The sequence below is a fragment of the Chitinimonas viridis genome (assembly GCF_030409555.1).
GTDB lineage: Bacteria > Pseudomonadota > Gammaproteobacteria > Burkholderiales > Chitinimonadaceae > Chitinimonas > Chitinimonas viridis.
The window spans coordinates 38,622-63,200 of sequence record NZ_JAUFPU010000023.1; the positions used below are offsets into that span (position 1 = coordinate 38,622).

23 protein-coding genes and 2 tRNA genes are annotated in these 24,579 nt (G+C 62.7%); 9 read left to right on the forward strand and 16 right to left on the reverse strand.

Annotation, left to right across the window (positions count from 1 at the left end):
* Positions 1-48: 48 nt before the first annotated feature.
* Positions 49-684 carry a hypothetical protein gene (locus QWZ03_RS20605; protein ID WP_290334488.1) on the reverse strand — a complete coding sequence of 212 codons (636 nt, stop codon included), beginning with the start codon at positions 682-684 and terminating at the stop codon, positions 49-51.
* A gap of 192 nt (positions 685-876) precedes the next feature.
* Positions 877-952: transfer RNA gene (locus QWZ03_RS20610), tRNA-Asn, on the reverse strand.
* A gap of 79 nt (positions 953-1,031) precedes the next feature.
* On the opposite strand from QWZ03_RS20610, the gene QWZ03_RS20615 reads away from it, so the two are divergent.
* Entirely contained in the window at positions 1,032-2,291 is a 1,260-nt protein-coding gene (locus tag QWZ03_RS20615) for an AsmA family protein (RefSeq protein ID WP_290334489.1), read from the forward strand.
* A gap of 103 nt (positions 2,292-2,394) precedes the next feature.
* Positions 2,395-3,396: a CAF17-like 4Fe-4S cluster assembly/insertion protein YgfZ gene (ygfZ, locus tag QWZ03_RS20620; RefSeq protein WP_290334490.1), complete on the forward strand. Its 1,002-nt coding sequence runs from the start codon at positions 2,395-2,397 to the stop codon at positions 3,394-3,396.
* A gap of 66 nt (positions 3,397-3,462) precedes the next feature.
* On the opposite strand, the gene folE2 is transcribed toward ygfZ, so the two are convergent.
* The 4 genes from folE2 to QWZ03_RS20640 are packed head-to-tail and all read right to left on the reverse strand — an operon-like array spanning position 3,463 to position 5,149.
* Entirely contained in the window at positions 3,463-4,269 is an 807-nt protein-coding gene (folE2, locus tag QWZ03_RS20625; RefSeq protein WP_290334491.1) for a GTP cyclohydrolase FolE2, read from the reverse strand.
* The gene (locus QWZ03_RS20630) at positions 4,266-4,415 is read right to left on the reverse strand and encodes a hypothetical protein (protein WP_284198393.1); all 150 of its coding nucleotides are present in this window, start codon (positions 4,413-4,415) and stop codon (positions 4,266-4,268) included. The genes folE2 and QWZ03_RS20630 overlap by 4 nt, the downstream gene beginning before the upstream one ends.
* The gene (locus QWZ03_RS20635; RefSeq protein ID WP_284198392.1) at positions 4,416-4,673 is read right to left on the reverse strand and encodes a GIY-YIG nuclease family protein; all 258 of its coding nucleotides are present in this window, start codon (positions 4,671-4,673) and stop codon (positions 4,416-4,418) included. It lies immediately after the preceding gene.
* Between the two features lie 11 nt (positions 4,674-4,684).
* Positions 4,685-5,149: a flavodoxin family protein gene (locus tag QWZ03_RS20640; RefSeq protein WP_290334492.1), complete on the reverse strand. Its 465-nt coding sequence runs from the start codon at positions 5,147-5,149 to the stop codon at positions 4,685-4,687.
* A gap of 106 nt (positions 5,150-5,255) precedes the next feature.
* On the opposite strand from QWZ03_RS20640, the gene QWZ03_RS20645 reads away from it, so the two are divergent.
* Positions 5,256-6,701, forward strand: coding sequence for an NAD(P)H-hydrate dehydratase (locus QWZ03_RS20645; RefSeq protein WP_290334493.1), 1,446 nt, complete (start codon positions 5,256-5,258; stop codon positions 6,699-6,701).
* A gap of 153 nt (positions 6,702-6,854) precedes the next feature.
* A complete protein-coding gene (locus QWZ03_RS20650; RefSeq protein ID WP_290334494.1) occupies positions 6,855-8,108 on the forward strand; it encodes a S41 family peptidase in 1,254 nt (417 codons plus the stop codon).
* A 31-nt stretch (positions 8,109-8,139) separates the two neighbouring features.
* Here the strand turns inward: QWZ03_RS20650 and QWZ03_RS20655 are convergent, their stop codons facing one another.
* From QWZ03_RS20655 to aptA, 5 genes are all read right to left on the reverse strand, one after another.
* Positions 8,140-9,072 (reverse strand): peptidylprolyl isomerase, encoded by a 933-nt coding sequence (locus QWZ03_RS20655; protein WP_290334495.1) that lies wholly within the window; start codon positions 9,070-9,072, stop codon positions 8,140-8,142.
* Positions 9,073-9,401: 329 nt separating this feature from the next.
* Positions 9,402-10,772 (reverse strand): DUF945 family protein, encoded by a 1,371-nt coding sequence (locus QWZ03_RS20660; protein WP_290334496.1) that lies wholly within the window; start codon positions 10,770-10,772, stop codon positions 9,402-9,404.
* A gap of 214 nt (positions 10,773-10,986) precedes the next feature.
* A complete protein-coding gene (locus QWZ03_RS20665) occupies positions 10,987-11,766 on the reverse strand; it encodes a substrate-binding periplasmic protein (protein ID WP_290334497.1) in 780 nt (259 codons plus the stop codon).
* A gap of 126 nt (positions 11,767-11,892) precedes the next feature.
* Positions 11,893-13,395, reverse strand: coding sequence for a CoA-acylating methylmalonate-semialdehyde dehydrogenase (locus tag QWZ03_RS20670; RefSeq protein WP_290334498.1), 1,503 nt, complete (start codon positions 13,393-13,395; stop codon positions 11,893-11,895).
* A gap of 91 nt (positions 13,396-13,486) precedes the next feature.
* A complete protein-coding gene (gene aptA, locus QWZ03_RS20675) occupies positions 13,487-14,830 on the reverse strand; it encodes an omega-aminotransferase AptA (protein WP_290334499.1) in 1,344 nt (447 codons plus the stop codon).
* Positions 14,831-14,997: 167 nt separating this feature from the next.
* On the opposite strand from aptA, the gene QWZ03_RS20680 reads away from it, so the two are divergent.
* The 3 genes from QWZ03_RS20680 (at position 14,998) to QWZ03_RS20690 (ending at position 18,092) form a co-directional block, all read left to right on the forward strand.
* Positions 14,998-16,377: an aminotransferase-like domain-containing protein gene (locus QWZ03_RS20680; protein ID WP_290334500.1), complete on the forward strand. Its 1,380-nt coding sequence runs from the start codon at positions 14,998-15,000 to the stop codon at positions 16,375-16,377.
* A 101-nt stretch (positions 16,378-16,478) separates the two neighbouring features.
* On the forward strand, positions 16,479-17,117 hold the full coding sequence (locus QWZ03_RS20685) for a hypothetical protein (protein WP_290334501.1): 639 nt from the start codon (positions 16,479-16,481) through the stop codon (positions 17,115-17,117).
* 189 nt (positions 17,118-17,306) lie between these two features.
* On the forward strand, positions 17,307-18,092 hold the full coding sequence (locus QWZ03_RS20690) for a substrate-binding periplasmic protein (protein WP_290334503.1): 786 nt from the start codon (positions 17,307-17,309) through the stop codon (positions 18,090-18,092).
* Positions 18,093-18,101: 9 nt separating this feature from the next.
* Here the strand turns inward: QWZ03_RS20690 and QWZ03_RS20695 are convergent, their stop codons facing one another.
* A complete protein-coding gene (locus QWZ03_RS20695; RefSeq protein ID WP_290334506.1) occupies positions 18,102-18,806 on the reverse strand; it encodes a type 1 glutamine amidotransferase in 705 nt (234 codons plus the stop codon).
* A 163-nt stretch (positions 18,807-18,969) separates the two neighbouring features.
* Here QWZ03_RS20695 and QWZ03_RS20700 point away from each other — a divergent pair, with 163 nt between their 5' ends.
* Positions 18,970-20,331: an aspartate aminotransferase family protein gene (locus QWZ03_RS20700; protein WP_290334508.1), complete on the forward strand. Its 1,362-nt coding sequence runs from the start codon at positions 18,970-18,972 to the stop codon at positions 20,329-20,331.
* 27 nt (positions 20,332-20,358) lie between these two features.
* On the opposite strand, the gene QWZ03_RS20705 is transcribed toward QWZ03_RS20700, so the two are convergent.
* Genes QWZ03_RS20705 through QWZ03_RS20720 form a run of 4 tightly spaced genes read right to left on the reverse strand, consistent with a single transcriptional unit; the run spans position 20,359 to position 24,269 of the window.
* Positions 20,359-21,165: a substrate-binding periplasmic protein gene (locus QWZ03_RS20705; RefSeq protein WP_290334510.1), complete on the reverse strand. Its 807-nt coding sequence runs from the start codon at positions 21,163-21,165 to the stop codon at positions 20,359-20,361.
* Positions 21,162-21,515 carry a YciI family protein gene (locus QWZ03_RS20710; RefSeq protein WP_290334512.1) on the reverse strand — a complete coding sequence of 118 codons (354 nt, stop codon included), beginning with the start codon at positions 21,513-21,515 and terminating at the stop codon, positions 21,162-21,164. Before QWZ03_RS20710 ends, QWZ03_RS20705 begins: the two co-directional genes overlap by 4 nt.
* Before the next feature lie 31 nt (positions 21,516-21,546).
* Positions 21,547-23,103 (reverse strand): sensor histidine kinase, encoded by a 1,557-nt coding sequence (locus QWZ03_RS20715; RefSeq protein ID WP_290334513.1) that lies wholly within the window; start codon positions 23,101-23,103, stop codon positions 21,547-21,549.
* Between the two features lie 14 nt (positions 23,104-23,117).
* Positions 23,118-24,269 carry an FIST signal transduction protein gene (locus QWZ03_RS20720; RefSeq protein WP_290334514.1) on the reverse strand — a complete coding sequence of 384 codons (1,152 nt, stop codon included), beginning with the start codon at positions 24,267-24,269 and terminating at the stop codon, positions 23,118-23,120.
* A 207-nt stretch (positions 24,270-24,476) separates the two neighbouring features.
* Here QWZ03_RS20720 and QWZ03_RS20725 point away from each other — a divergent pair.
* A tRNA-Asn gene (locus tag QWZ03_RS20725) sits at positions 24,477-24,552 on the forward strand.
* Positions 24,553-24,579: the final 27 nt, after the last annotated feature.

The following is a 24,579-nucleotide window of genomic DNA, read 5'->3' on the forward strand; positions in this document are numbered from 1 at the left end:
GTAGGCTGAGCGGCATGCCATGCCGCTCAGCGCCTACCGCCCGGTCGCTCAATGCCCCTTCTGTACCGGTTTGGCCGCAGGCGCCTCTGTCGGCTTGGCGGGCTTGGCGCCATAGCCGCCCGGCCCGCTATTCATGGCATCGATGGCATCCTTCAGGTTCAGGCATTTCACATCGTCCTTGCTCTTGATGGCGCCGCCCTCCAGTTCGCACTCCTTGTCGCCAAACTTCAGCATGGCGCCCTTCACCACTGCGGCGGCCTTGGGATTGGCTGCAGCACCGCCATTACGCAGGCTTTCGCTGATTTCAGCCAGCACCTTATTCATGGTTTCGCGCTCGATATGGGCTGCGGCCAACTGCTCCTTCAGGGTAGCCACATCCTTGCCCAGCATGCTGCTGGCGTCCTTGGCCACTTCCAGTTCTTTTTCCAGCCCTGCCTTCTCGGCCAGCAGTTTGGCTTGCGCCTGCTTGGCAGTTTTCACCTGGGCAATCAGGTTCTGCTCGGCATGCAGATTACGCTTGGTCGCCATCACCAGGCCGCCCAGAAAACCGCCCGCACCGATGGCAATCACCAGCGCCACTAGCAAAACCACCAGCATGGCAGACAGCCCTCCGCCCACGCCGCCACGCATGGCAAGGATCAATCGCTTCATCAAGGGCAGTTTGGCAGCTTGTTCATTTGCCATTGTCATGCGATCCTCTCGGTTTAACGTTGGCGACGCCAGCCAGTTGCATGCCATATGATTAATCGCATACGCAGTCGCAGAAATCCGTGGCAGGCACCTAGGTGTTTTAGCGATTACTATTCTTCGCGTCAAACACCCTTGCGGAAAAAGCAAAAGCCGCACAATCTTTCGACTGTGCGGCTTTTGGAAACTTGGCTCCTCGACCTGGGCTCGAACCAGGGACCTACGGATTAACAGTCCGGCGCTCTACCGACTGAGCTATCGAGGAACTAAAGAAGCCGCTATACTAAAAGGCTGTGCTTGGCGTGTCAACACCCGTTTCGATTTCAAACTTATAAGAAGGCCTCATGTCTGCCCTCAAGAAACTGTTGATCATAGTTGTGGTTCTGGTTGCCATCGTGGCGGCCATCCCGCTGCTATTCCCCTACGATAGCTACAAAGCCGATATCGAACAGGCAGTTAGCGCACGCCTGGACATTCCTGTCAGCATCAGCGATATCGCATTCAGCTACGACCCCAAACCCCAACTGGCGCTCAAGCAGCTGACCATGGGCAAGCAGGGCGAGGCAGAAATTGGTCAGGTCATTGTGCCCATTACCCTGCGCAACCTGATCAATCTGCGTACCGAGCTGACCGACGTGGTACTGGAGCAAGCCCAGTTCAAGCAGGATTTTGCGCTTTCCCTGCCGGGCCGGCTCAAGCCCAACCCGGGCGGCCGCGATATCAATTTCGCCAAGCTCAAGCTGAAAGACCTGACCATACAGCTGACCCAACGCAAGATCGGCCCGCTGTCCGGCACCTTGCAGCTGAATCAGGACGGCACCTTCAAGCTGGTTACCCTGTCCGATGCAGACGAGCGCGCCACCCTGACCATCAAGCCTGAGGGCGACAAGTTCGGCCTCGACTTTACCGCCAACAACTGGGTAGCCCCCGGCCCTTACCCCGATGCACGCTTTGACCAGCTGATACTGCGCGGCGTGGCCGACAAGGACGGCATTCTGATTGACGACGTCCAGGCACTGATCTTCGGCTCACCTGCCGTGGGTGTGGCACAGCTGAGCTGGGTAGAGGGCTGGAAGCTGACAGGCAGCCTGCAGACACGCAGCATGCAGGTTGAACCGCTGATCTCGCTGGCCAGTGCGACCACCCGCTCCACCGGCCGCATGGCAGCCACTGCCGATTTCGAGTTCAGTGGCGACAGCTACGAGAACCTGTTCTCCAAGCGCCGCGTGTCGGTCAAGTTCTCGGTGCGCGATGGCAACCTGCATAACTTCGACCTGATCACACCACTCAAGTCGCAGAGTCCATCGGTGCTGCAACGCGGCGGCCAGACCCGCTTCGATACCCTGGCGGGCGAATACCTGCTGGAGGACACCCAGGTCTCGCTGCGCAGCCTGCAACTGAACTCAGGCAAGTTCTCGGCGAGCGGTGGCCTGACCATCAGCCCCGAGCGCAAGCTGGGTGGACGTATCAATACTCGCCTGTCCAGCGGCAGCATCGTGGTCAACGCGCCGCTGGCCATCGCCGGTACGCTGGATGCCCCCGAGCTGCGTTCGGCCGGCGCTTACAAGCCAGGCAGCAGCGAGAACACCACGCAGATCTTTTAACCATTAACCTATGTGATAACCGACGGTTAGGCCGACAGTTAATCATCAGTATGGATATCGCCGGCCCCTGGTCGGCGATCGTCATTTGGAGGCAATAGTAGCAATGGATTGGCACACTTACCTGGCAAGCCAGGGCGCACACACCGATGAACAGGGTCAGGTCAGCTTTCCCACTGCGGCAGCAGACACCGTGCTGGTGCCATTGCAGCAGTTCGGCCTGATACGCTTCAGCGGCGAGGAGACCCTGGCGTTCCTGCATGGCCAGGTGTCCAGCGATCTCAAGAAAATGCCCGCCGACGGTTGCCAATACTCCTGCTACTCCACGCCCAAGGGCCGTATGCTGGCCAGCTTCCTGGTATTGCGTGAAGCTGACGATATCCTGCTGATGCTGCCACGCACCTTGCAGGCAGGTGTGCAGAAGCGCCTGAGCATGTATGTATTGCGCAGCAAGACCCGCGCCAGCGATGCCAGCGATGAGCGCGTGCTGTTGGGCCTGAATGGCCCGCAAGCCACCGCCATCGCCCTGGCCGTGTTCGGCTCGGCACCGGCCGAAGCCATGCAGACCATCAAGCTGGCCGGCGGCTTGCTTGCCAGGCTGGGGCAGGATCGCCTGCTGCTCTGCCTGACGCTCGACGCCGCCATGGCTGCCTGGCCCGCCCTGCTGGCCGCTGGCGCCCAGGCATCGGGCACGGCTGCCTGGACGCTGTCGGACATCCGCGCAGGCATACCCTGGATACTGCCCGAAACCCAAGAGGCCTTTGTCGCGCAGATGGCCAATATGGAACTGATCGGCGCCGTCAGCTTCAAAAAGGGCTGTTATCCCGGCCAGGAAATCGTCGCCCGCACCCAATACCTGGGCAAGCTCAAGCGCCGTACCTTCCGGGTAAGTGCCACCGCCCCCATGCAGGCTGGGCAGGCTGTCTACAGTCCGGAGATGAACGGCCAGGCCAGCGGCCAGGTTGCCCAGGCCGCGCCGGCTGGCGAAGGTCTATGGGAAGCGCTGGTCGTGGTACAGATGGCCAGCGTAGAGCACGGCGTCCACCTCGACAGCCCAGAGGGTCCGCTACTCACCTTCTTGCCACTGCCCTATCCGGTGCACGAGTAAGCGCCGCTCAGCATCACAGGCCCGTAAAAAAACCGCCCTCGGGCGGTTTTTTCATGCTTACCTGGCTCAGGCCGTGCGCTTGTCGTGCTCGATCAAGGCGTAGGCAGAGTGATTGTGGATGGACTCGAAGTTTTCCACCTCCACCACATAGCGGTCTATCCGGGGGTCGCCATTGAGCCTGGCGGCCACATCGCGAATAAAATCTTCCACGAACTTGGGGTTGTCATAGGCCTGCTCGGTCACATACTTCTCGTCCGGCCGCTTGAGTATGCCGTAGACCTCGCAGGATGCCTCTTCTTCAGCCACCCGTATCAGCTCCTCCAGCCATACCCTGTCATTCACCTGGGCGGTGATGGTCACATGCGAGCGCTGGTTATGCGCACCGTATTCGGAGATTTTCTTGGAGCAGGGGCAAAGGCTGGTCGCGGCCACCACCACCTTGATGGTCTGGGTAAACACCCCTTGCCGTATCTCGCCAATCAGGCTGACATCGTAGTCCATCAGGCTTTGCACGCCTGATACCGGCGCCGTCTTGTTCATGAAGAACGGAAAGCGCATCTCGATATAGCCCGATTCCGCTTCCAGCTTCCCCACCATCTCGCGCGCCATCTGCTCGAACGAGGCCACCGAGATCGCCTGCTCGTGGCTGTTCAGCAATTGCACGAAGCGCGACATATGCGTGCCCTTGTAGTGCTCGGGCAGATACACGTACATATCGAAGCCGGCAACCGTATGCTGTACCCCATCGGCCCGGTCGGCCACCTTGACGGGATGGCGCAGGGACTTGATGCCGACCTTGTTGATGGCGATGTTGCGTACATCGCGCGAGCTTTGCACGTCCTCGAGAGGCGCGGGCTTGTGGGGTGCGTTCATGATGCGATCCTGATGCGATAGGGGTCAATTGTACCGGGCAGCAAATACCCGAGTAAACCAATCAAGAATTTCAGGCCGGTTCCTGTCAATTCAAGCGCACCTGCCGATTGATTCTTCCAATCGGCGCCATAGTCCTTTTTCTTCAATCAGTTGCATCCTGCTGCCACCAAGGCCAGCTTCGCCTTGCGGTCCAGTTTCTTGATGGCAGCCTCCCGCCGCGAGGCGCTGGACCTGTCCTCGCACGCCTCGGCATAGGCCAGCACCACGGGCAGGCGCACCCGCGTATAGCGCGCACCACGTCCACGATTGTGGGTATCGATGCGCGCCGCCAGATCATTGCTGATACCGCAATAGAGGCTATCGTCGGCACAGCGCAGTAAATAGACACACCAGCCTTGCGGCACTTGCCACTCCTTCAGAATATGCCCATGGCGATGCCGCCCGCCATGGCCTCACCGAGCTCGCAGGCCTGCTGCAATTGCGCCTTGGTGGGCGCGCCCTTGACCACCAGTGGCTCGGCAATGGCTTTCAGCGGGTAGCCCCGGGCAATACGCTCCACCGCCATGACCGCCCCGCTGCCGTCATTGCCGCCCACCACCACCAATGCATAGGGTAGGCCCGCTATCTTGCCCTGGGCGGGGTAGAAGGTACGGTCAAAGAAATCCTTCAGCGCGCCCGCCATATAGCCAAACTTCTCTGGCGTCACCAGCAACAGGCCCTGTGCCGCCAGCAAGTCCGGTAGATCTGCCTGCAACGCTGGCAGCATGACAGTTGCCACCTCGTCCGCCAGCGCAGCAGCACCGGTCCGCGCCGATTGCGCCAGCGCATAGGTATGGCCGGCCTCGGTCTGCCCGGCATGCAGTATCAGCAGCTGTTTCATTGCCTATCTCACACTCGCCGCAGGTATTACATCAACAAGCGCCGCGCTGGGCAGTCTATGATCCAGAACACATCGCCCCTTCTTGCTATGACCGTATCCAGCCGCCATGTTCCATACCGTATCGCAGCTACGCCAGATAGAACAGCAGGCCCGCAAGCTGGGCCTGCCCCTGATGCAACGTGCCGGGCGCGCCGCCGCCGATTTTATCTCGCGTCGCTTCGGCAAGGCCGCACCCATCGGCGTGCTGGTAGGGCCGGGTAACAATGGTGGCGACGCACTGGTTGCCGCCACCTTGCTGAGACAGTTGGGCTATACCCTATCAGTCTGCATGCCAGCCGGGCCAGGCAACCTGCCCGCTGACGCTGCCACGGCCTACCTCGACTGGCAGCGCTGCGGCGGCACCGAGAGCACCCAGGCGCCGACAGGGACCTGCACCGTCATCATCGACGGCCTGTTCGGCTTGGGCCTGAACCGCCCGCTGGAGCCAAACTGGCAGGCGCTGATTACCCAAGTCAACCAGTTGGGCAAACCGATACTGGCGCTCGATGTGCCCAGCGGCGTACACGCCGACAGCGGCGCACTGCTGGGCGCCCCCATACAGGCCCGCTGGACCCTGAGCTTCATCGGTCAGGCACGTGGGCTGGCAACCGGCGCAGCCTGCGACTATACCGGGCTCTGCCTGCTGGACAAGCTGGGCCTGTCCGCCCCCACGCTGGATCAGGCCGCCCTGCCGGATACAGCCACCGTGGCCCAAACCATCCGCATACCGCGTGCGGCCGACAGCCACAAGGGCAGCTATGGCACCATCTGCATCATAGGCGGCGCAGAGGGCATGACCGGTGCCGCCCTGCTGGCCGGCAGGGCGGCACTGCAGGCAGGCGCCGGCAAGGTTTTTACCGGCCTGCTGGGGCCGGTACCCAGTGCAGACCTAGCTCGTCCCGAGCTGATGCTGCGTCCGGCCGATACCCTGCTGATGGATGCGGCCGATCTGATACTGCTGGGGCCAGGCCTGGGCCAAGGCGCGCCGGCTGCCGATCTGTTGCACCATGCGCTGAGCAGCCAGCAGCCACTGGTACTGGATGCTGACGCCCTCAACCTGCTGGCCAGCGATCCACGCCTCACCCAGGCCGCCCGCCCGCGCCAGGCGCCTACCGTGTTGACGCCCCATCCGGCCGAAGCCGCCCGGCTACTGGCCTGCAGTACAGCCGAGGTGCAGCAGCACCGCTACGACGCTGCGGCAGCGCTGGCCCGCCGCTACCATGCCACCATCGTGCTCAAGGGCGCAGGTACCGTCATCGTCGACGGCGCCCTCATGGCGGTCAATCAGAGCGGCAGCGCCGCACTGGCCAATGCGGGCCAAGGCGACTTGCTGAGTGGCCTGATCGCCGCACTGATGGCACAAGGCCTCACTGCCTGGCAGGCCACCTGCCTGGCCACCCGCCTGCATGGCTGCGCCAGCGACACCCTGGTCAATCGCGATGGCCGGGGCATTACCTTGGCCAACGATGTGATCGCTGAGCTGGACCGGCACCTTGCCCCTTATTTTCGGTAGCGGGCTTGCCGGCTACCACGCCCTCACCGCCTCCAAAGCACACATGCCAGAATTTGCGGTGCCCAGGCAGGCCTGTGCGAGGAGAAATTTTTTACGCACAACGCCGCATGGGGACGAGAATGTGGCATCCACCTACACCAAGCCCCTATCTGCATGAGAAAGTTATTCTGCACCCTGGGCCTGCTGCTCAGCACCCTTTGCAGCAAGGCCGCCCCCACCCCGCCTGCCAGCGACTACCTGGCCGACTTCGACACCCTGGCCACCGAAGTCACGGCCAACTACGCCTATTTCACCGACGGGCCACAGCATTGGCAGGCCGCCGTGGCGCACTACCGCCCCCTGGCCGCCAAGGCCCGCGATCAGCTTGCCTTCATCACGGTGCTGGAACAATTGCTGGAAGAGCTGCACGACGACCACACCCAGCTCAACCGCAACACCCCCAGCTCGCCACGGCTGGTTCCCTCGGGCACCGATCTGTGGGCGGCCTGGCAGGGCGATACCGCCCGGCTGGTCCAGGTGCGGCCAGATAGCCCTGCCGCCAAGGCAGGCCTGCAAGCGGGCATGGTGATGACCCATATACAGGGCCAGCCCATTGCCGTAGCCGTGGCGCAAAAACTTGGGCGGGTAGCGCCGCAGACCAGCCAACGGGCCCGCGACTGGGCCTTGCGCTCACTGCTGGCAGGCAGGCGTGACCAGCCACGCCAGCTGCGCTTGTTGGCAGACGGCAAGCCGCTGGAGGTCACGCTGGCGGGTGTCAGCACACAGGCCAGCACGCCCCTGAGCCACAAGCGTATCGGTAGCACCGGCTATATCCGGCTCAACAACAGTCTGGGCAAGGACGCGCTGATTACGGCCTTTGATGCAGCCCTGGCCGAGCTAGGCGACAGCCAGGGGTTGATCCTGGATCTGCGCGACACCCCTGGCGGCGGCAACAGCAAGATAGCCCGCGCCATCATGAGCCGCTTTATTGCAGTGGAAGCCGCCTATCAACGGCACGATCTGCCGTTGGAGGCCCAGCAAACCGGCATAGCCCGAGCCTGGCTGGAGCTGGTACAGCCACGCGGGCCATTCCAGTACACCCGCCCCTTGGTCGTACTGGTGGACCATTGGACCGGCAGCATGGGAGAAGGCCTGGCCATAGGCCTGCACAGCCTGGGCCGTGCCCAGGTGGTCGGCACTGCCATGGCCGGGCTGCTGGGCGCCACCTACACTATCCCTCTGCCGCAGAGCGGCATCAGCGCCAATGTCCCCGCCGAACGGCTGTTCCATGTCCGTGGCACGCCGCGCGAGGACTTTCAGCCACCGATACGGGTAGACCTGACCCAGCCCGCCAGCAATACCGACGACCCCATCCTGGCGGCCGGCTTGCGTGAACTGGCTAGCCACCGCCCTGCCCAGTTACCGTAGTCCTATTGGTGCTGCGGGCCGCCAGCGTCCGTCAGCTGGCTGCAGGCACCAGCGGGCGGGTAGGAATGCCGATATTGCAGACATTGGTGTGCTCGGCGCTATGCACATACCAATCACCACTGGCATGGCGGCGCGATTCCACCAGTGCCTGCCACGTGGGCGTATCGGTACGCAGTACCTCCAGCGCGGGGCGCTCGGCCGCAGGGATATCGGCCAGCAAGCGTACCCGCTGCAGGGGCACATGCTGCTCGGGCTTGTCATAGAAACCCATATTGCTGCCGCCACGCGGCAAGCCGGAAAGCAACTCCATACCCTTGAGCACGCGCCCCACCACCGTGATGTTCAGATCCAGTGCACGCGGCGCCTGTCCGATAATGACGTAGAGGCTGCTGCCGTTGCTGCTGTCCACCGTATTGCCACGGCCGGCACCGATCACGCCGTAGCAGTGTGGTATCCAGGCACGGTTCTTCTTCGGGTCGGCCGCCACCGGCATGCCCTCGCTAAAGCCGGTGACCGGCGCAAAGCCATCCGCATCCTTCAGCCGGGCGATCGGCAATCCTCGGTACGCAATGGAGAACTCCGCCGGCAGCTTGGCCTCGGCATCGCCCAGTGGCTTGACCTTGGCAGGCTCCTTCTCCTCGTCCACCGGGTCGCCCCATTGGGTGACAAAGTTATCCTGCACCCGTATCACAGCAAGGCCGTCGTAATAACCATTGCGCGCCAGCTTGCGGATATTGGCAGCATGACGCGGCGCAAAACGGGGCGCCAGTTCAAAGATCACCTGCCCGCCGTTCAGCTCCATCACCACGGTATTTTGCCCATCCAGAGGGCGCCAATCGCTGGCGGCAGACTGTTTGATGATATCGGCAGGGCTGCGCTGCGCGGCAGCGGACACGGCATGCGAGCAAGCCAGGGCGGCAGTAGCCCCTAGCACCAGGGAAACACGAACAGTCAGCGCAGTCACGGCATTCTCCGTCTTAGGGTCAGCGGCGCAGCATGCCATAGCCAGCCAGCGCCGGCTAAGGCCCCGCACACGCAAGGGCGCCGCAAGCAAACTCCACCACCAAGCCACTCACGGCACGCGCCTGGACATCGACGCGGCACAGGCTTGATATCCAAGGGAAATATGCCCAGAGAGCAAGTCCGCATGGCGACGCAAGCGGAGTGTCCGGCAGCGCCCTCAAGCGCATGCCTGTCGCGTAAAAGGCACGTCCCACCCAGCTGCTGTCGGCCCGTAAAACACAAAGGGCCGCTTTGCGGCGGCCTTTTGCGGGTGCTCGGCGCCAGACTAGCCTAGCTCTTTGCGCGCTTGGCGGTCTTCTTCGGCTTGGCCGATTTCTTGCCACCAGACAGCGACAGCGGCTTGCCATTCAGCAACAGCTTGCCCTGGTTCATCACCAAGGTGCTGCGCAGCACGTCGCCTTCCAGGCGAGCCCAGTTGTTCTGCTTCAGCGTATCTATACCGCTGCGCACCATCTGCTCGCTGGCCTCGTCCAGTTGCTGCTTGTCCACGCCCTCGCCCCCTTGCTTGCCCATCATGGTGCGCGATAATTCGCGAACCATGCCCAGAGGCACGCTGGCATCAAAACGCAGTTGCACTTTCTTCATGATACGGTCGAAGTTCTGCAGGTCGCGGTCGGTCAGCTTGGCCAGCTTGACCTGGCCCTTGATCTGGGCCTTGTGACCGTGATAGCGGGCGGAGATATCGTCAACATCCAGCACCACGCCCTGCTTCACCATGGCCATACCATGCTTCATCACCATGGACAGGGTAGCGTTAAGCTGGGCATCCGGCGCCTGCTTCTGCGCAGCCAGTACCTTGGCGTCCTTGTTCATGGCCGCCAGGGCTTCCAGCTGCAGGCCACTGATACGCACGGCCAGATTGGCATCTTCTACGCTATCCTCACCCCATTTGATGGCCTTGATCGAGCCGGTATAGCCGATGACAGCCGTCGTGCCCTTGGCTTGTATATCGAAGCCATAGCGCAAGGATTGCAGCTGAACCGTCATGGGCAAGCGCTTGGGGGTGACGGTCACCTGCTCGACCTTGGCTTCGCCGTTGCCAAACCACAAATCCAGCGGCCCTTGCACCTGGCTGCTCGCCATGGTGAGACCGGTGGCTTTCAGCGTCAGCTCCTTGTTGTCCATGTCCAGCGTATCGGAGCTGGCGGCCATGGTGACCCGACGCATGTCGGACTTCACCAGGGCACGGCCAGCCATGCCGGACCAGTTCATCAGGCTGGCAGCAGGCTCGTCGTGGTAATTGAGTGGGTCGAGCTTGAAATCCACGGCAATGTCGCCGTCGGCCAGTTTCTGCTTGCTGAAATGCAAGGGCCTGGCGTTGCCAAACAGCTTCTTCAGGCGCTGCTGGGTAGGCTCGGAGAAGTCGAACTTCTCGATACGCTCCAGCTTGGTCTCCAGGTCCAACTCGCTGCTTACCAGGGGGCTAAGCTCGCCCACAATGCCCATATAGGTCTGGAACAGTTCCGATTCCTGCATCTCGCGCATGGCTTCGGCAGCCATATCCGCGTCAGTCTTCTTTGCAGCAGGCTCGGCAACTGGCGGTGCAGCGGGATCAACGGCGGGCTGGTCGCTTGCATAAGCGGGTTGGGCCAGCAACAGGCAGGCCGCAGCCAGGGAGGTAAGGCGGGAAATTTTTATCACGTGCATACCTTGAATGTATTGAACAGGGTCTTTGAACCTGTTCACGATTTCTTCACCCCGGCGCCGGGACGAAAAGATCGTGAACAGGCTCTTACGTTACCGCGTATGCGGCGCATCAGTTTCGCAGTGCGCGGCAATATAGCACCAAGCCAGCAGCTGACTGTCGGCATTTTTCGGGGGCGATCCGGTCAATATTTACAGGTCCTGCCAGGGTTCAGGCATAGCGCCGCACGACATCCTCTATGCGGCGCTGGGTGGCGGGCACCCTCAGCACCTCGTCGACATGCCCCAGTATCTCGGCAGCACGGGGGTGATCCTTGCGTACCCCCAGGTGGAAAGGCACGTTGGGCGCTATATAGGGAGCGGGGATGGAGACGATCTCCTGCAATATGCCCAACTTGCGCAAGCGCCATTTGGTGACGATGGGGCTCAGGGAAACATGCACATCCCCCCGCGTAGCCATCACCATCCTGAAGATGGCGTCATGCCCCGGCGTCCACTCCACATGCGGAAAATCCTTCAGCGCCTGCTCCGCCCACTGGTTACCCTTCTGGTCCACCAGGTAAAAAGCCTTGAGTTCATCGCGGGTCTTGATGCGCTCCAGTTCTGCCCTGCGCAGGTGATAGGCATTGAAGAAGAGATGTGGCTGCAGCTGTACCACCGGCACGCTATGGAACAGGGCGTACTGCTTGCGTTCGTCCGAGGCAAAAGTACAGAGGGCTTCCGCCAGCCCCTGCTGCACCATCATCTGTGCCCGTCGCCAAGGCAGGCCGACGTTGGACGGCACCAGGCCGTTCAGCTCGCTCAGAATGGGGTCGAGCACATCGGGCAGTATCCCCAGCACCCGGCTGGTACTGGTGGCGCTGTCTATATAGGAGTACGGCGCGTAGTCATCGTTGTAGCTGACCACAAAGCGCTCAGGCGGTGTGGCCGCAGCCAGCAGCAAGGGCGAGGCGCCCAGTAGCCGCAGTGTCTTTCTGCGTTGCTGGTCCATGATAGTGCTCCGTCGGCAGTCGGCCTGCAGATAAGCCCAGTCTAGCCCTTGCCGTGCGGATTGCCGCCCCGCCCATCGCCCACCTGCCAGGCATGCGCCACCTGGCAGGCGGTGGCATCGCTCAGGCTACTTCATGGTAGGCATCACGAACTCGGCGCCCGAGCGTATCGATTGCGGCCAGCGCGCAGTTACGGTTTTCAGGCGGGTATAGAAACGTATGCCTTCGGCACCATAGGCATGATGATCTCCATACAGCGACTGCTTCCAGCCACCAAAGCTCATGAACGCCATGGGTACCGGTATGGGTACATTTACCCCCACCATACCCACCTGTATCCGGGCGACAAAGTCCCTCGCCGCGTCTCCGTCGCGAGTAAAGATGGCGGTGCCATTGCCGTAGGCATGCTCGTTGGTAATCCGTATGGCCTCTTCGTAGCTGGCGACACGCACCACGCAGAGTACCGGGCCAAAGATTTCCTCCTGGTATATCTTCATGCTGGTGGTGACGCCATCAAACAGCGAGCCCCCCAGGAAGAAGCCGCTTTCGCAGCCCTGCACCACATGGCCGCGTCCATCCACCACCAGGCTGGCCCCTTCGGCCACGCCGGCATCGATGTACCCTGCTACCTTGTTGCGATGCTCGCGTGTCACCAGCGGGCCCATTTCCACATCGGCCGAGCTATCCCAGCTACCTATCTTGAGGGCACGCACCTTGGGCGCCAGCCTGGCCACCAGGGCATCCGCCACCTCGTCGCCCACTGCCACCGCCACCGAAATGGCCATGCAGCGCTCCCCCGCCGATCCATACGCCGCGCCCATCAGGGCATCGACTGCCTGGTCGAGATCGGCATCGGGCATCACCACCATATGGTTCTTGGCACCGCCCAAAGCCTGTACTCGCTTGCCGCGTGCCGTACCGGTGGCATAGATATACTGGGCAATGGGGGTGGAGCCCACAAAGCTGACTGCCTGGACATCGGCATTGGCCAGGATGGCATCCACCGCCACCTTGTCGCCCTGCACCACATTGAACACGCCGTCAGGCAGGCCCGCCTCCTTCAGCAAGCGGGCCAGTATCAGGGCGGTGGATGGATCGCGCTCGCTGGGCTTGAGCAGGAAGGTATTGCCTGCCACCAGGGCCAGTGGGAACATCCACATGGGCACCATGGCCGGGAAATTGAACGGGGTGATGCCGGCCACTACCCCCAGCGCTTGGCGCAGGCTGTAGCTGTCTACTGCCGTCCCCACATTCTCGGCAAACTCGCCCTTGAGCAGGTGGGGCGCGCCGCAGGCGAACTCCACCACTTCCAGGCCGCGTACCAGCTCACCGTGGGCATCGGCCCTGACCTTGCCATGCTCCCGCGAGATGGCCGCCACGATTTCATCGGCGTGCCGCTCCAGCAGCTCCTTGAACTTGAACATCACCCGCGCCCGCCGCAGCGGCGGGGTGGCGGCCCAGGCCGGGAACGCCGCCTTGGCAGCGGCCACAGCCTGATCCAGTTCCTCGCTGCTGGCCAATTGCACGCGGCCGCTGACCTCGCCCTGTGCCGGGTTGTAAACCTCGCTGTAGCGGCCGGAAGTGCCTGCCACTTCGGCGCCGTTGATCCAGTGATGTATGGTATTTGCCATGATGCCTGCCCTGCGTATGGGTAATTCAGATGCGGCCGTCACGCCAGCATAGGCGACGGCAACGGATTAGATGACCGATGGCGAGCGCGCCTCAGCCTGCCGCCCGGATCGACTCCCGCAAGACTTCGGCCATATGGCCTATCTCTTCGGGCGTGGAAACAAAAGTCGGCCCCATGGCAATGATGTCGCCGGTAAACCGGAACAGCACCCCGCGCTTGAGCGCCTCCTCGAACACTCGGATGGCACGCAGGCCGGGCTTGCCCTCCATGGGCGCCAGCTCCACCGCCGCTGCCAGCTGGCAGTTGCGTATATCGATCACATTGGCCTCGCCCTTGAGGCCATGCACAGCCTCTTCCAGGGTCTTGCTAAGTGCATTGACCCGAGGGTAGATCTGCTCCTCGGCGATCACATCCAGTGCGGCATGGGCTGCCGCCACCGCCAGCGCGTGGCCCGAGTAGGTGTAGCCATGGAAGAACTCCACCATATGGTCCGGGCCGGTCATGAAGGTGTCGTAGATCGATTTGGTCGCGATGACGCCGCCCATCGGCACCAGGCCATTGTTCACGCCCTTGGCGAAGGTGATGAGGTCGGGGGTGACATCGAAGTACTGGGCGGCGAAGGGTTGGCCCATGCGGCCAAAGCCGGTGATCACTTCGTCGAAGATCAGCAGGATGCCATGCTTGGTGCACAGCTCACGCAGGCGCTTGAGATAGCCCTGCGGCGGCACGATAACGCCGGCCGAGCCCTGCATGGGCTCCACGATCACGGCAGCGATGGTAGAGGCATCATGCAAGGCCACCAGCCGCTCCAGCTCATCGGCCAGGTGGCTACCCCATTGCGGCTCGCCCCGGCTGAATGCCATTTCCTTGAGGTTGTGGGTGTGCGGCAGATGATCCACCCCCGGCAGCATACCCGCGGCAAACATCTTGCGGTTGGCCACCATGCCCCCTACCGAGATGCCGCCAAAACCAACACCGTGATAGCCCTTCTCCCGGCCGATAAAGCGGGTGCGATGGGCTTCGCCCCGGGCACGGTGATAGGCCAGCGCCATCTTCAGCGCCGTATCGACGGCTTCGGAACCCGAATTGCAGAAGAACACATGCTCGAAGCCTGCCGGCGCCGCCTCGGCAATGCGCTCGGCCAGCTTGAACACGCCCGGCGTGCCCATCTGGAAAGCCGTACCATAGTCCAGCACATCAAGCTGCTGCTTGACGGCCTCCACCAGGCGCGGGTGCCGGTGGCCCAGGCCACAGCACCACAGGCCGGACAGCGCGTCGTAAAGCTTGTGGTTCTCGGTGGTCCAGTAATAGCTGCCTTCCGCCCGGGCCAGCATGCGATGTACCCGGTGGGCCGCATCCTGCTTGTAGTAGCGGTTATGGCTGAAAGGCATCCAGTAGGGATTGAGATTCAGTTGCTCGCTATCGTTGTGGCCCATGGTGGTCTCCGTGGCTGGGGGCTGATCTGTATTGGTCATGTACTGGCCGCTGCACTCTCCGGCCATTTGTCACTAGCCGCCAGTATCGGTGAGAATTCAGCTATACCGCCATATACAAGCCCTGCCATCCGGCAGCCAGATGTACAGATACCCAGGCCAGTACAGTCATGTTGCAACTCGACCCCAGCGCCACCAGTCCGCTTACCGAACAGATCGTGCAGGGCCTGATAGGCAAGATAGAACGCGGCCTGCTCAGTGAAGGCGCCCGACTGCCATCGGTGCGTGGTTTGGCCCAGGCTACGGGCGTCAGCCCGTTTACCGTGGCCGAAGCCTATAACCGGCTGGTAGCCGGTGGCTGGATCATGGCGCAGCGGGCACGCGGCTACTTCGTGGCCACACGGCAGCGCCCACCGGCGGCGCCGGTACGCTCGCCGGTGGATGACGCCTGGCTGCTGCGCCGCGTCTATGAGGACGCTGAACTAGAGCTGCAGGCCGGTGGCGGCTGGCTACCGCATGACTGGCTGTACGAGGACGGTGTAAGGGCTGCGCTGCGCAATCTGGCCAAGGCACCGGGTGACCTGCTGACCCGCTATGGCCATCCGCAAGGCCTGCCTGCACTGCGCAGCCATCTGCAGTGGCGGCTGGCCCTGCGGGGACTGGAAGCGCCGGCCGAGCGCATCGTCCTGACCCACGGCGCCAGCCAGGGCCTGGATCTGGCGGTGCGGCTGCTGGTCAAGCCCGGCGACACCGTGCTGATCGACAGCCCCGGCTACTCCACCCTGATCGCCGCGCTGCTGTTGCACGGCGCCAAACTGGTCGGCATCCCCCGCACCCTGGCTGGGCCGGACGTCGCCGCTGTGGCGCAAGCAGCAGCCCGGCACCAGCCGGTCGCCCTGTTCACCAACAGCGCCCTGCACAACCCCACCGGCACCAGCACCACGGCCGCCACGGCACATCAGTTGCTCAAGCTGGCCGACCGGCATGATTTCCATATCGTGGAAGACGACCCCTTTGCCGACCTGCAATTGCACCCCAGCCCCAGCCTGGCCAGCCTGGATGGACTGGAGCGCGTCATCTACCTGGGCAGCTTCTCCAAGACCTTGTCGCCAGCCCTGCGCGTGGGCTTTCTGCTGGCCCGTGCCGACCTGCTGACCCGCGCCACACAACTCAAGATGGTGGCGGGGCTGACCGGCTCTGGCATCATGGAGTCCGCTACCCTGTCCATGCTCACCGACGGCCACCACCGCACCCATCTCGATCGCCTGCGCGACCGCCTGGGTGAGGCCCAGGCCCGCGTCTGCGGCCGCCTGGCTGAACTGGGCTGGCAGGTTTTCCACCAACCCGCAGGCGGGCTGTTCCTGTGGGCAGAGGCACCGCCACAGATGGATGTCAGCCGCCTGACCGAAGCGGCCGCCACCGTGGGCATCGCCCTCGCCCCAGGGCGTTTCTACCTGCCGGACGGCGGTAGCAGCCGGCACTTCCGCTTCAACGCCGCCTGGGCAGACAATAGCCGGCTGTATGGTTGGCTGGCGGCACAATCAAGCTGACCGCTTGTCGGCATGGTAAAAATGGCACTGCCCTATCCTCCATCCGGGTGATTACCGGGCACGGACACTGGCCTATCTTCCATCACTGGAGGAGCGCCAGCATGACACTAGCCCACTTGTATCTGCCCAATACCGCAAGCCCACCGCGCAGGCCGCATACCCGCCTTCAGCGCCCCCCAATCGTCCGGCGCCACGCCGAACCCAGTCATCCCGACACTGCTCTGGCCGTAGTGAGCATTGATGGCAGGGTGCTATACAGCAATGCGGCAGCCGCCGTGGTATTCCGCCTCGACAGTGGCCTGAGCCAGGTCGATGGTAGGCTGCATGCACCGGAGATGAATACCGCCTTGCGGGTCGCGCTGGCTGCTGCATCAGGCTTGCTGGGGCAAGCACATGCCAGTTCGCTGCGGCTACAGCGACAAGGACACGGCTGGCGGCTGCTGTGCCTGCCCATGCCCCCGGCCTGGACGGACAAGGTATTCAGCATCAGCCGCACCGCCCTGCTGTTGATGGTCGGCGACCACGCCCCACCTGCCAGCGCCATCTGGCGCCAGGTCTACGGCTTCACCACCGAGGAATGCAGACTGGCGAACTGGCTGCTGCATGAAGACGGCCACTATGCCGGCCAGTTCGACTGGCTGCGCGGCAGCCTTGGCCGCTTGCTGCAGAAAACCGGTACAGAAGATACCGACAAGCTGCTGAGCACCTTGCGCGTCAGCAGTGGTCGCCATGCCATCTGACCCGGCAATGTCAAGCGTCGCCGACAAGACCCGGTATAGCGGCTCTGGCTACGTGTGCGGGCGTAGGCGCACTCAGGCACAACAAGGCTAAAACGGTTCTGTTAGCGGTTATTTTCGGGCAAGGACTTGTGCCTGGCAGGGTGTGCACTACAACTCAAGCTAGTGCATACCCACAAGGTTCCTTTCCTCATGCGTACTCACCTGCACCATCTGGCCAATGCTGGCTACCTGTTGACGCTAGGCCTCGGCGCCCCCTTGGCGATGGCAGAAACCATCACCATACGGGCAGATTCCTGGTGTCCATTCAATTGCGTGCCGCAAAGCGCCAAGCCTGGCTACATGATAGAAATCGCCAGTGCCGCCCTGGGCAAGGCTGGCCACAAGGTCGACTACCAGAATCTCAACTGGAGCCGCGCCTTGGCTGCCGCGCGGGATGGCAGCTTTACCGCCGTCGTCGGCGCCAGTGACGAAGAGGTGCGAGAGAACAAGCTGATAGTGGGTGCCGCGCCTCTGGGCCGTAGCATCAATTGCTTTGTCACCCATAAAGACGGCAGCTGGCAGTACAAGGGGGTAGCCAGCCTGGCCGGCCGCACCATAGGTGCCATCCAGGACTACGCCTACGGCGACACCCTGGATGCCTACTTCAAGGCCAACCCCAAGGTGATACAGGCCGTCACTGGCGATGATGCCTTGCTACGCAACCTGGAAAAACTCCGCAACAAGCGACTCGATGCCGTCGTTGAGGATCAGGCAGTACTGGCCTACACCATCAACGAAAAAAACTGGCAAGGCCATTACAAGGACGCCGGTTGCGAGCGTTCTGTCACCCCTTCCGGCCTGCATATTGCCTTCTCACCCAAGCACCCCAAGGCTCGCGAATATGCCAGGCTGCTGCAGGACGAGGTCACCGCCATGCGTGCCGATGGCCGGCTCAAGACCTTGCTGGCCAAATATGGCGTGCCGGATTGGCAATAGGGGCTGGTTCTAAACCATCAAGCCCTTTACCCAACGGCTGTAGATGGCATCAGCCAGTTGCTGGCTTGGCACAATGGCCTGCGCCAGGTTCGGCAGTATCTGCTCTGCCTGCTGGGCGGCAGGCGAGGTGCAGCTCGCCAGCTCCTGCTGCCCCAGCACCAGCCAGCGCCTCACTTTGGCCTCGTCCACCTCACAATGGAATTGCATGGCCAGATGCTTGCTACCCAGGCTGAAGGCCTGGTTGGCGCAATAGCGCCCCCGCACGAGATGGCGAGCGCCTGGTGGAATGCTGAAACTCTCGCCATGCCACTGAAACAGCCTCAGGCTGGCAGCACCACCAAACCAATCGGCCGCCGCATCCTCCAGCGCTTCCAGCTCGCTCCAGCCTATCTCGACATGCTCGGATGCCTGTACCGTCCCACCGAGTGCCCTGGCCATGATCTGGCCGCCCAGACAGTGGCCTATCACCGGGATGTCTGCCTGGACAGCTGCCCGCACCAACTCAAACAAGGGCGGCAGATAGGCCAGGTCATCGTTTGCACTCATGGGGCCACCCAATATGCACAGACCGCTATGCGCGTTGATACGGGCCGGCAAGGCGTCGCCGTCGAACAGGCGAAATACCCGATATGGCAGGCCTGCTCGCTCAAGGTAGGTGGCAAAGTAGCAGGGGCCGTCGTCGGGCACATGCTGGATGATGGCGATTGGAAGCATGGTGTGTATCTCGATCAGGTTATCCCAGCCGGCACGGGGTCAGCGCCTGTTTACCAGCCCCCGCATCATTGCCCGCCGTGCCCTTTACGTGCCGCCTGCGGCATGGGCAAAATGGTGCATATATTAAACACCACGATGAATTTCATTAACAGTCGAGGATGATATGGCCCACCCTACCGGTATCCAGAACGACAGCCTGCAGGCCCTGCTGGCCCGTGAAAGAGGTCGCTATATCGCCTCCCGGCCTCGCTCGCAGGCCTTGGCCCACCGCGCGCAATCGCACCTGCTCTATGGCGTGCCCTTGCACTGGATGACCGACTGGGGTACGCCCTTCCCTTTGTTCGTTGAGGCCGCCAAGGGCGCCAGTTTTCACGACGTGGACGGGCATGACTACGTGGACTTCTGCCTGGGTGACACCGGCGCCATGTTCGGCCACGCGCCTGAGCCTGTTGCCGCCGCCGTAGTGCGGCAGACCCAGCTGGGTTTTACCACCATGCTGCCAGGCGAGGATGCGGCGGTAGTGGGCGAGCTGTTGGCGCAACGCTTCGGCCTTCCTTGCTGGCAATTCGCCATGACGGCCACCGATGCAAACCGCTTTGTCATACGCTGGGCCCGTGCGGTCACGGGGCGCAGCAAGGTATTGGTATTCAACGGTTGCTATCACGGTACGGTGGATGATGTATTTGTCGACCTGATCGAAGGCCAGCCCAGCCAGCGCGACAGCCTGCTGGGGCAGGTGTATGACCTGACCCAGCACACGGTGGTGGTGGAGTTCAATGACCTGGACAGCTTGCGGCAGGCGCTGGCAGCCGGGGATATCGCCTGCGTGCTGGCAGAGCCCGCCATGACCAATATCGGCATGGTCTTACCACAGCCAGGCTACTGGCAGGCTGCGCGGGAACTGATACGGGCGGCCGGCGCACTGTTCGTCTGCGATGAGACCCACACCATCTCCACCGGCCCTGGCGGCTATGCCTTGGCGCACGGCCTGGAGCCGGATTTCTTCGTACTGGGTAAGCCGGTAGGGGGCGGCGTGCCCTGTGCCGTCTATGGATTTACCAGCGAACTGGCCCAGCGCATGCAGGCCAGCAAGTCCGCCGCACCACCCGGCCACTCTGGCATAGGCACCACCCTCACTGCCAACGCCCTGGCCATGTGCGCCATGCGCGCCAACCTTGCCGAGGTAATGACAGAGGAGGCCTATGCGCATATGTTCGAACTGGCCGAACGGCTGGCCAACGGCTTGCGGCAGGTCATAGGCCAGCGTGGCCTGCCCTGGTGTGTCAGCCAGGTGGGGGCGCGTACCGAATTCCAGTTCTGTGCCCAGCCGCCCCGTAATGGCAGCGAGGCTGAAGCCGCCATGGATCACACACTGGAACATGCCCTGCATCTCTACCTGCTGAACCGGGGCATACTGATCACCCCGTTCCACAACATGATGCTGGTCTGCCCCGCCACCACGGCGGCCGATGTGGACAGGCTGATTGCAACCCTGGCGGCAGCGCTGGATGAACTGCTGGCATAGTCCCCGCCAGACCGGCGGGCAAGCCACTCAAGGATGGCTGGTGCTGCCCTGATACAAGCGGTCCCGCGCCAAGTCGTCGCCAAGATAGCGGGCCACCATGCGGCGGAAGCTGCCATCGTCACGTATTGCCACCACGGCTCGCAATAGCCGCTCCAGATCCTCGGGCGCCATGCCGTCATGGTTGAACACCATACCCACCACCGTACGATGACGCTCCGGCAGCGGCAATACGCTCACGCTATCGGGCTCTTGCATACGATCCAGATGCCAGCGATAGACATAGGCATTACCAAAGGTGGCGCCAATCCGGCCTGCCACCAGCTTGCGGTAGACGGTCTCGGCATCCACCGATTCTTCCCGCTGCGCGACCGGCAGTCGGGGCAGGTTCTGCTCCACCCATTCGCCGTAACTGGCACCGCGTATGGTGCCGAACACCAGGCCTGGCCGGCTCATGGCGTCAGCCACATTGCGGACCGCCAGATCCTTGCGCACCACCAGTTCCATGGGCTCACGGGTCAGCGGTACAAAGCGCCGCTGGCCACGTGCCTCGCTGGTGGCAGGTGCGGCTGCAGGCCCGAACAGGGGTATGCGGTTGACCACCATGGTGGCGCGCAAACGCTGTGCCGGCATCGGTTCGATCACGAAGCGGCAGCCGGTGCGGTGCGACAGCTCCCGATACAGGTCAATAAAGTACCCGGCCGGCTGGCCTTGCTCATCGGTGTAGCTGGCATAACCCAGGGTGATGTAGGGCACACGGTAGTCCTGCCGGCAGGCTGCCAAGCCCACACCACTGCAAGTCAGCCACAGCAGCACGAACAGCCAGGCGGGCCTCACGGCGAGCTCACTGGCTTGCCCAGATGCCCGGGGTAAAACACCAGCATCTCGTTGAGCTGGTAGCTGAACAGGCCATGGATCACAGCCGGATCCTGGGCGATCTGGCTTTCGGCGGCGGCAAGACTGGTAGCCCGCAACACCACCAGGCCTACCTCGCCATAACGTGCGCCGGCCACCAGTACACCCTCGCTACGCAAGCGCTGCAGGTTGGCCGAATGCTCCTTGAAATAGGGCTGGGCTGGCGGCACCAGACCAGGCTTCCAGGCAGGGCCGGTGCGGAACTCCACAGCATAGAGCTTCTGTGCCTCGGCCGCCGGCGTTTCACCTTGCACCGCCAGGCTGACCAACATGCTTGCTGCTGCTATCCATCGCATCATTGTATTAACCATCTGGCAGGGTGAAATAGAACTGGGCGCCCAGGCCAGGCTGCGCCTCCGCCCAGATACGGCCACCATGGCGGCTAATGGCGCGGCGCGCGGTGGCAAGGCCTATGCCACTACCTTCAAATTGGGCCGTACTATGCAGGCGCTGAAACGGCATGAACAGTTTCTCGGCGGCTGCCATGTCGAAACCTACGCCATTATCGCGTACAACATAGACCGTCTCGTCGCCAAGCTGCAGATGCCCCAGCCCTACCCTGGCCTCGACACGACCACGGGTAAACTTGATGGCATTGGTCAGCAACTGCTCCAGCACCAATTGCACCAGGCGGCTATCGGCCAACGCAGGCAGGGCAGGTTCACACTCGAACACCACCTGCCTGTCGCCGCGCAGGTGCGCAAACTGCTGCCACACCTGGCGGCCCAGTGCCGCGACATCCAGGGGTCGGCGTTCCAGCTGCATGCGCGAGGCCTGCGCCAGCATCAGCAGGTCGTCTATCAGCTGGGACATGCGCACCGCCGCAGCCTGCACCCGCTGCAGCATATCGCGCTGCTCACCATCCAGGTTGCCGGCTTCCGCCTCCAGTATCTGGCTGAAGCCCATGACCGCCCGCAGGGGCGAACGCAGGTCGTGCGCAACCGAGTAGGAGAAGGACTCCAGCTCGCGATTGGCCTCCTGCAGTTCGCCCGTGCGTTGCTGCACGCGCTTCTCCAGCTCCTCGTTCAGGCTGACCATCTGCGCTTCCACCGCATGCCTGGCCGACACATCATGCAGCACCGTGAGCACCGCCTCCTGGCCGCCACATGTCCAGGGCAGCTTCAGCACCTCGTAGTGCGACAGCTCGCCATCGGCCTGCAGCAGCTGCAAATCGGCCATGGCGCGGGGCGCTTTCGACTGCCAGACCAGGCTATCCTCGAGCGCAGCCTGGCCCAGCCAGCGCGCGGGCAGATTCAGGTTCCGTACCTCCTGGCCGCACGCCAACTGCGGGTCGCTCAGACCCAGCTTGCGGGCAAACGAGGCATTGGCCAGCAGCAAGCGCCCACGCTCATCGCTGGCGTAGATCAGCTGCGGCAGCAGATCGAGTATGGCGCGCAACTCGGCCTCGCCCTGCACCAGTTCGGCCTGGGTCTCGACCAGTTGCGCTACCTGGCTTTGCAGCTTGGCTGTCACGCGCAGATAGTCTCCCCTTACGATATCGAGGTCATAGCGCAGGCGATTGAGGGTGCTGCCCAACTCCACCGCCTTTTCCCGTTGGGCCAAGGCAGTTTCAATGGCCGCCAGCAGGGGCTCCACCAGCACCCGCATGGCCGACTGCAAGCGGCTGGGCAAGGTCATGCGCCAGAGCAAGGTGCCCAGTTGCTCCTGTCGAAAGCCGTCACCAGGGACGATCAGCACCCCGGCCACGCGCTGACAGAACATCTCCACCAAGGGGTAGAGCGACTCGGCCGAGCTGCAATAAACAGCGACGGCCCCCGACAGCAGGTCGCGCTTCTGCACATCCTGTAGCCGAAAGCCGGGGGGTGGCGGGTCCAGCATGCTGAGCAGTCGATAGGTCATGGGCATGCCCTGGCTCAGCCCCCCACCAGCAGGAGGATATAGGTCATATTGTGGAAGAGATTGCGGGTATAGCCCTCGCCTTCACGCAAGGGGCCAATCTCGCCGAACGAGGGGTAACCTGCAATCGCCAGCCCTGCAGGGAACGACTCGGCCAGAATGCCCGCCTCGCGGGCGATATCGTTCCCCAGCATCTGCTTGCGTCCGGTACAGCTGACGATCAGCCCTGCCACAGGCTGGAAATCCAGGGTAGCCACCCGCCCGGCAATGCGGCTGACCTCGGCCATCAGGTCGGACGGGTTGGCCAGACAGACCTGCACCGTCTTGCCCGCCTCGATTCCGCCATACAGCCCGATGGCACCATGGCCACGACCGAAGTCAGGCACGATGGCGCGCAAGCGTCGCTGCGCGGTCCGATTCGGGTCCACGATGGTCAGCGCCACCACGCCGCGATCCGTCTGCAGTACCGGTTTGCCCGTTTCGCGCTCGATAAAGTCCATGGCGCCTATGCCATCGATACGATACAGCGCCGTGCCTTCGGCCTCTTCTATCAACCCCGGCCGGCCGACAGGCGTCAGGGCATTGCCTATGCTGATATCAAAACGCACAGCGCCGGCCATACCCAGCAATACCACGGCATCCTGTAATACCTGCCGGTTGGCGTAGAGGTAGCAGGTACGCATCCTGTCATCATCTGCCGCCAGCCCCCCTACCACCGGGCAATCCACTTCATCGCGAAGCACAATTTCTATCTGGCTGGCATCGGCGCGGAAATCGGCCGCCAGGAACACCAGCGCGGCCTCTTCTGCCATGGCGCTGCGTAACTGCGCAAAGGCCGACCGGGTGGCCGCCACAGGGTCATCCCCCACGCCTTGTGCACAGGCTACGGTCCAGCGCACCTTGCCTCCACTGTTCAGGCCCAGCGCCACTGCCCCCAGGTCGGAGGCCCGCCCGGCAGCATAGTAGCCGTCGCCGCTATTGCCTATCACCACCAGATCATCGCGGCCCAGGGCGTCGTACAGGCCCTCCAGCAGCTCGGTGCTGCCGGCGTAGTGGACGGCGGTGAAGAGGAACACCACCTCGGGCGCCAGGCCGGCCAGGCCCTCTCCCAGTGCCAAACCCGCCCGGTAGGGGTCCGAAATCAGTGTTTCACAGGTGCTCGCCCGCATAGCCTTGCTCCCCAGCCTCTGTCATGGGCCCGTTATCTGATTCAGCTTAGCTCAATGGCGTCGATACACTATGCTGCCCTGCAGCAAACCCGGACCAGCCAAGCCATTGATGCAAAAAGGATTCATCACCCAGCCCTGAAAAAATAAAAAATTAAATGCAAAAGATGTTTGACAAGTGGCTGCCTGGACATTAAAGTGCGCCTCCTTTCCTCGATAGCTCAGTCGGTAGAGCGCCGGACTGTTAATCCGTAGGTCCCTGGTTCGAGCCCAGGTCGAGGAGCCAGATGTAAACAAAAAGCCCAGCCTAGCG

What these genes read in the sequence shown, in the direction of transcription:
- QWZ03_RS20710 (WP_290334512.1), bottom strand. Translation starts at nt 21,515, where the DNA reads ATGTTGGTCAGCCTGGCGGTGCAAGGTGAAACGCCGGCGGCCGAGGCA.
- QWZ03_RS20715 (WP_290334513.1), bottom strand. Translation starts at nt 23,103, where the DNA reads ATGACCTATCGACTGCTCAGCATGCTGGACCCGCCACCCCCCGGCTTT.
- QWZ03_RS20650 (WP_290334494.1), top strand. Translation starts at nt 6,855, where the DNA reads ATGAGAAAGTTATTCTGCACCCTGGGCCTGCTGCTCAGCACCCTTTGC.
- QWZ03_RS20665 (WP_290334497.1), bottom strand. Translation starts at nt 11,766, where the DNA reads ATGGACCAGCAACGCAGAAAGACACTGCGGCTACTGGGCGCCTCGCCC.
- QWZ03_RS20720 (WP_290334514.1), bottom strand. Translation starts at nt 24,269, where the DNA reads ATGCGGGCGAGCACCTGTGAAACACTGATTTCGGACCCCTACCGGGCG.
- QWZ03_RS20645 (WP_290334493.1), top strand. Translation starts at nt 5,256, where the DNA reads ATGTTCCATACCGTATCGCAGCTACGCCAGATAGAACAGCAGGCCCGC.
- folE2 (WP_290334491.1), bottom strand. Translation starts at nt 4,269, where the DNA reads ATGAACGCACCCCACAAGCCCGCGCCTCTCGAGGACGTGCAAAGCTCG.
- QWZ03_RS20670 (WP_290334498.1), bottom strand. Translation starts at nt 13,395, where the DNA reads ATGGCAAATACCATACATCACTGGATCAACGGCGCCGAAGTGGCAGGC.
- QWZ03_RS20615 (WP_290334489.1), top strand. Translation starts at nt 1,032, where the DNA reads ATGTCTGCCCTCAAGAAACTGTTGATCATAGTTGTGGTTCTGGTTGCC.
- QWZ03_RS20640 (WP_290334492.1), bottom strand. Translation starts at nt 5,149, where the DNA reads ATGAAACAGCTGCTGATACTGCATGCCGGGCAGACCGAGGCCGGCCAT.
- QWZ03_RS20690 (WP_290334503.1), top strand. Translation starts at nt 17,307, where the DNA reads ATGCGTACTCACCTGCACCATCTGGCCAATGCTGGCTACCTGTTGACG.
- QWZ03_RS20680 (WP_290334500.1), top strand. Translation starts at nt 14,998, where the DNA reads ATGTTGCAACTCGACCCCAGCGCCACCAGTCCGCTTACCGAACAGATC.
- QWZ03_RS20605 (WP_290334488.1), bottom strand. Translation starts at nt 684, where the DNA reads ATGGCAAATGAACAAGCTGCCAAACTGCCCTTGATGAAGCGATTGATC.
- ygfZ (WP_290334490.1), top strand. Translation starts at nt 2,395, where the DNA reads ATGGATTGGCACACTTACCTGGCAAGCCAGGGCGCACACACCGATGAA.
- QWZ03_RS20695 (WP_290334506.1), bottom strand. Translation starts at nt 18,806, where the DNA reads ATGCTTCCAATCGCCATCATCCAGCATGTGCCCGACGACGGCCCCTGC.
- aptA (WP_290334499.1), bottom strand. Translation starts at nt 14,830, where the DNA reads ATGGGCCACAACGATAGCGAGCAACTGAATCTCAATCCCTACTGGATG.
- QWZ03_RS20685 (WP_290334501.1), top strand. Translation starts at nt 16,479, where the DNA reads ATGACACTAGCCCACTTGTATCTGCCCAATACCGCAAGCCCACCGCGC.
- QWZ03_RS20700 (WP_290334508.1), top strand. Translation starts at nt 18,970, where the DNA reads ATGGCCCACCCTACCGGTATCCAGAACGACAGCCTGCAGGCCCTGCTG.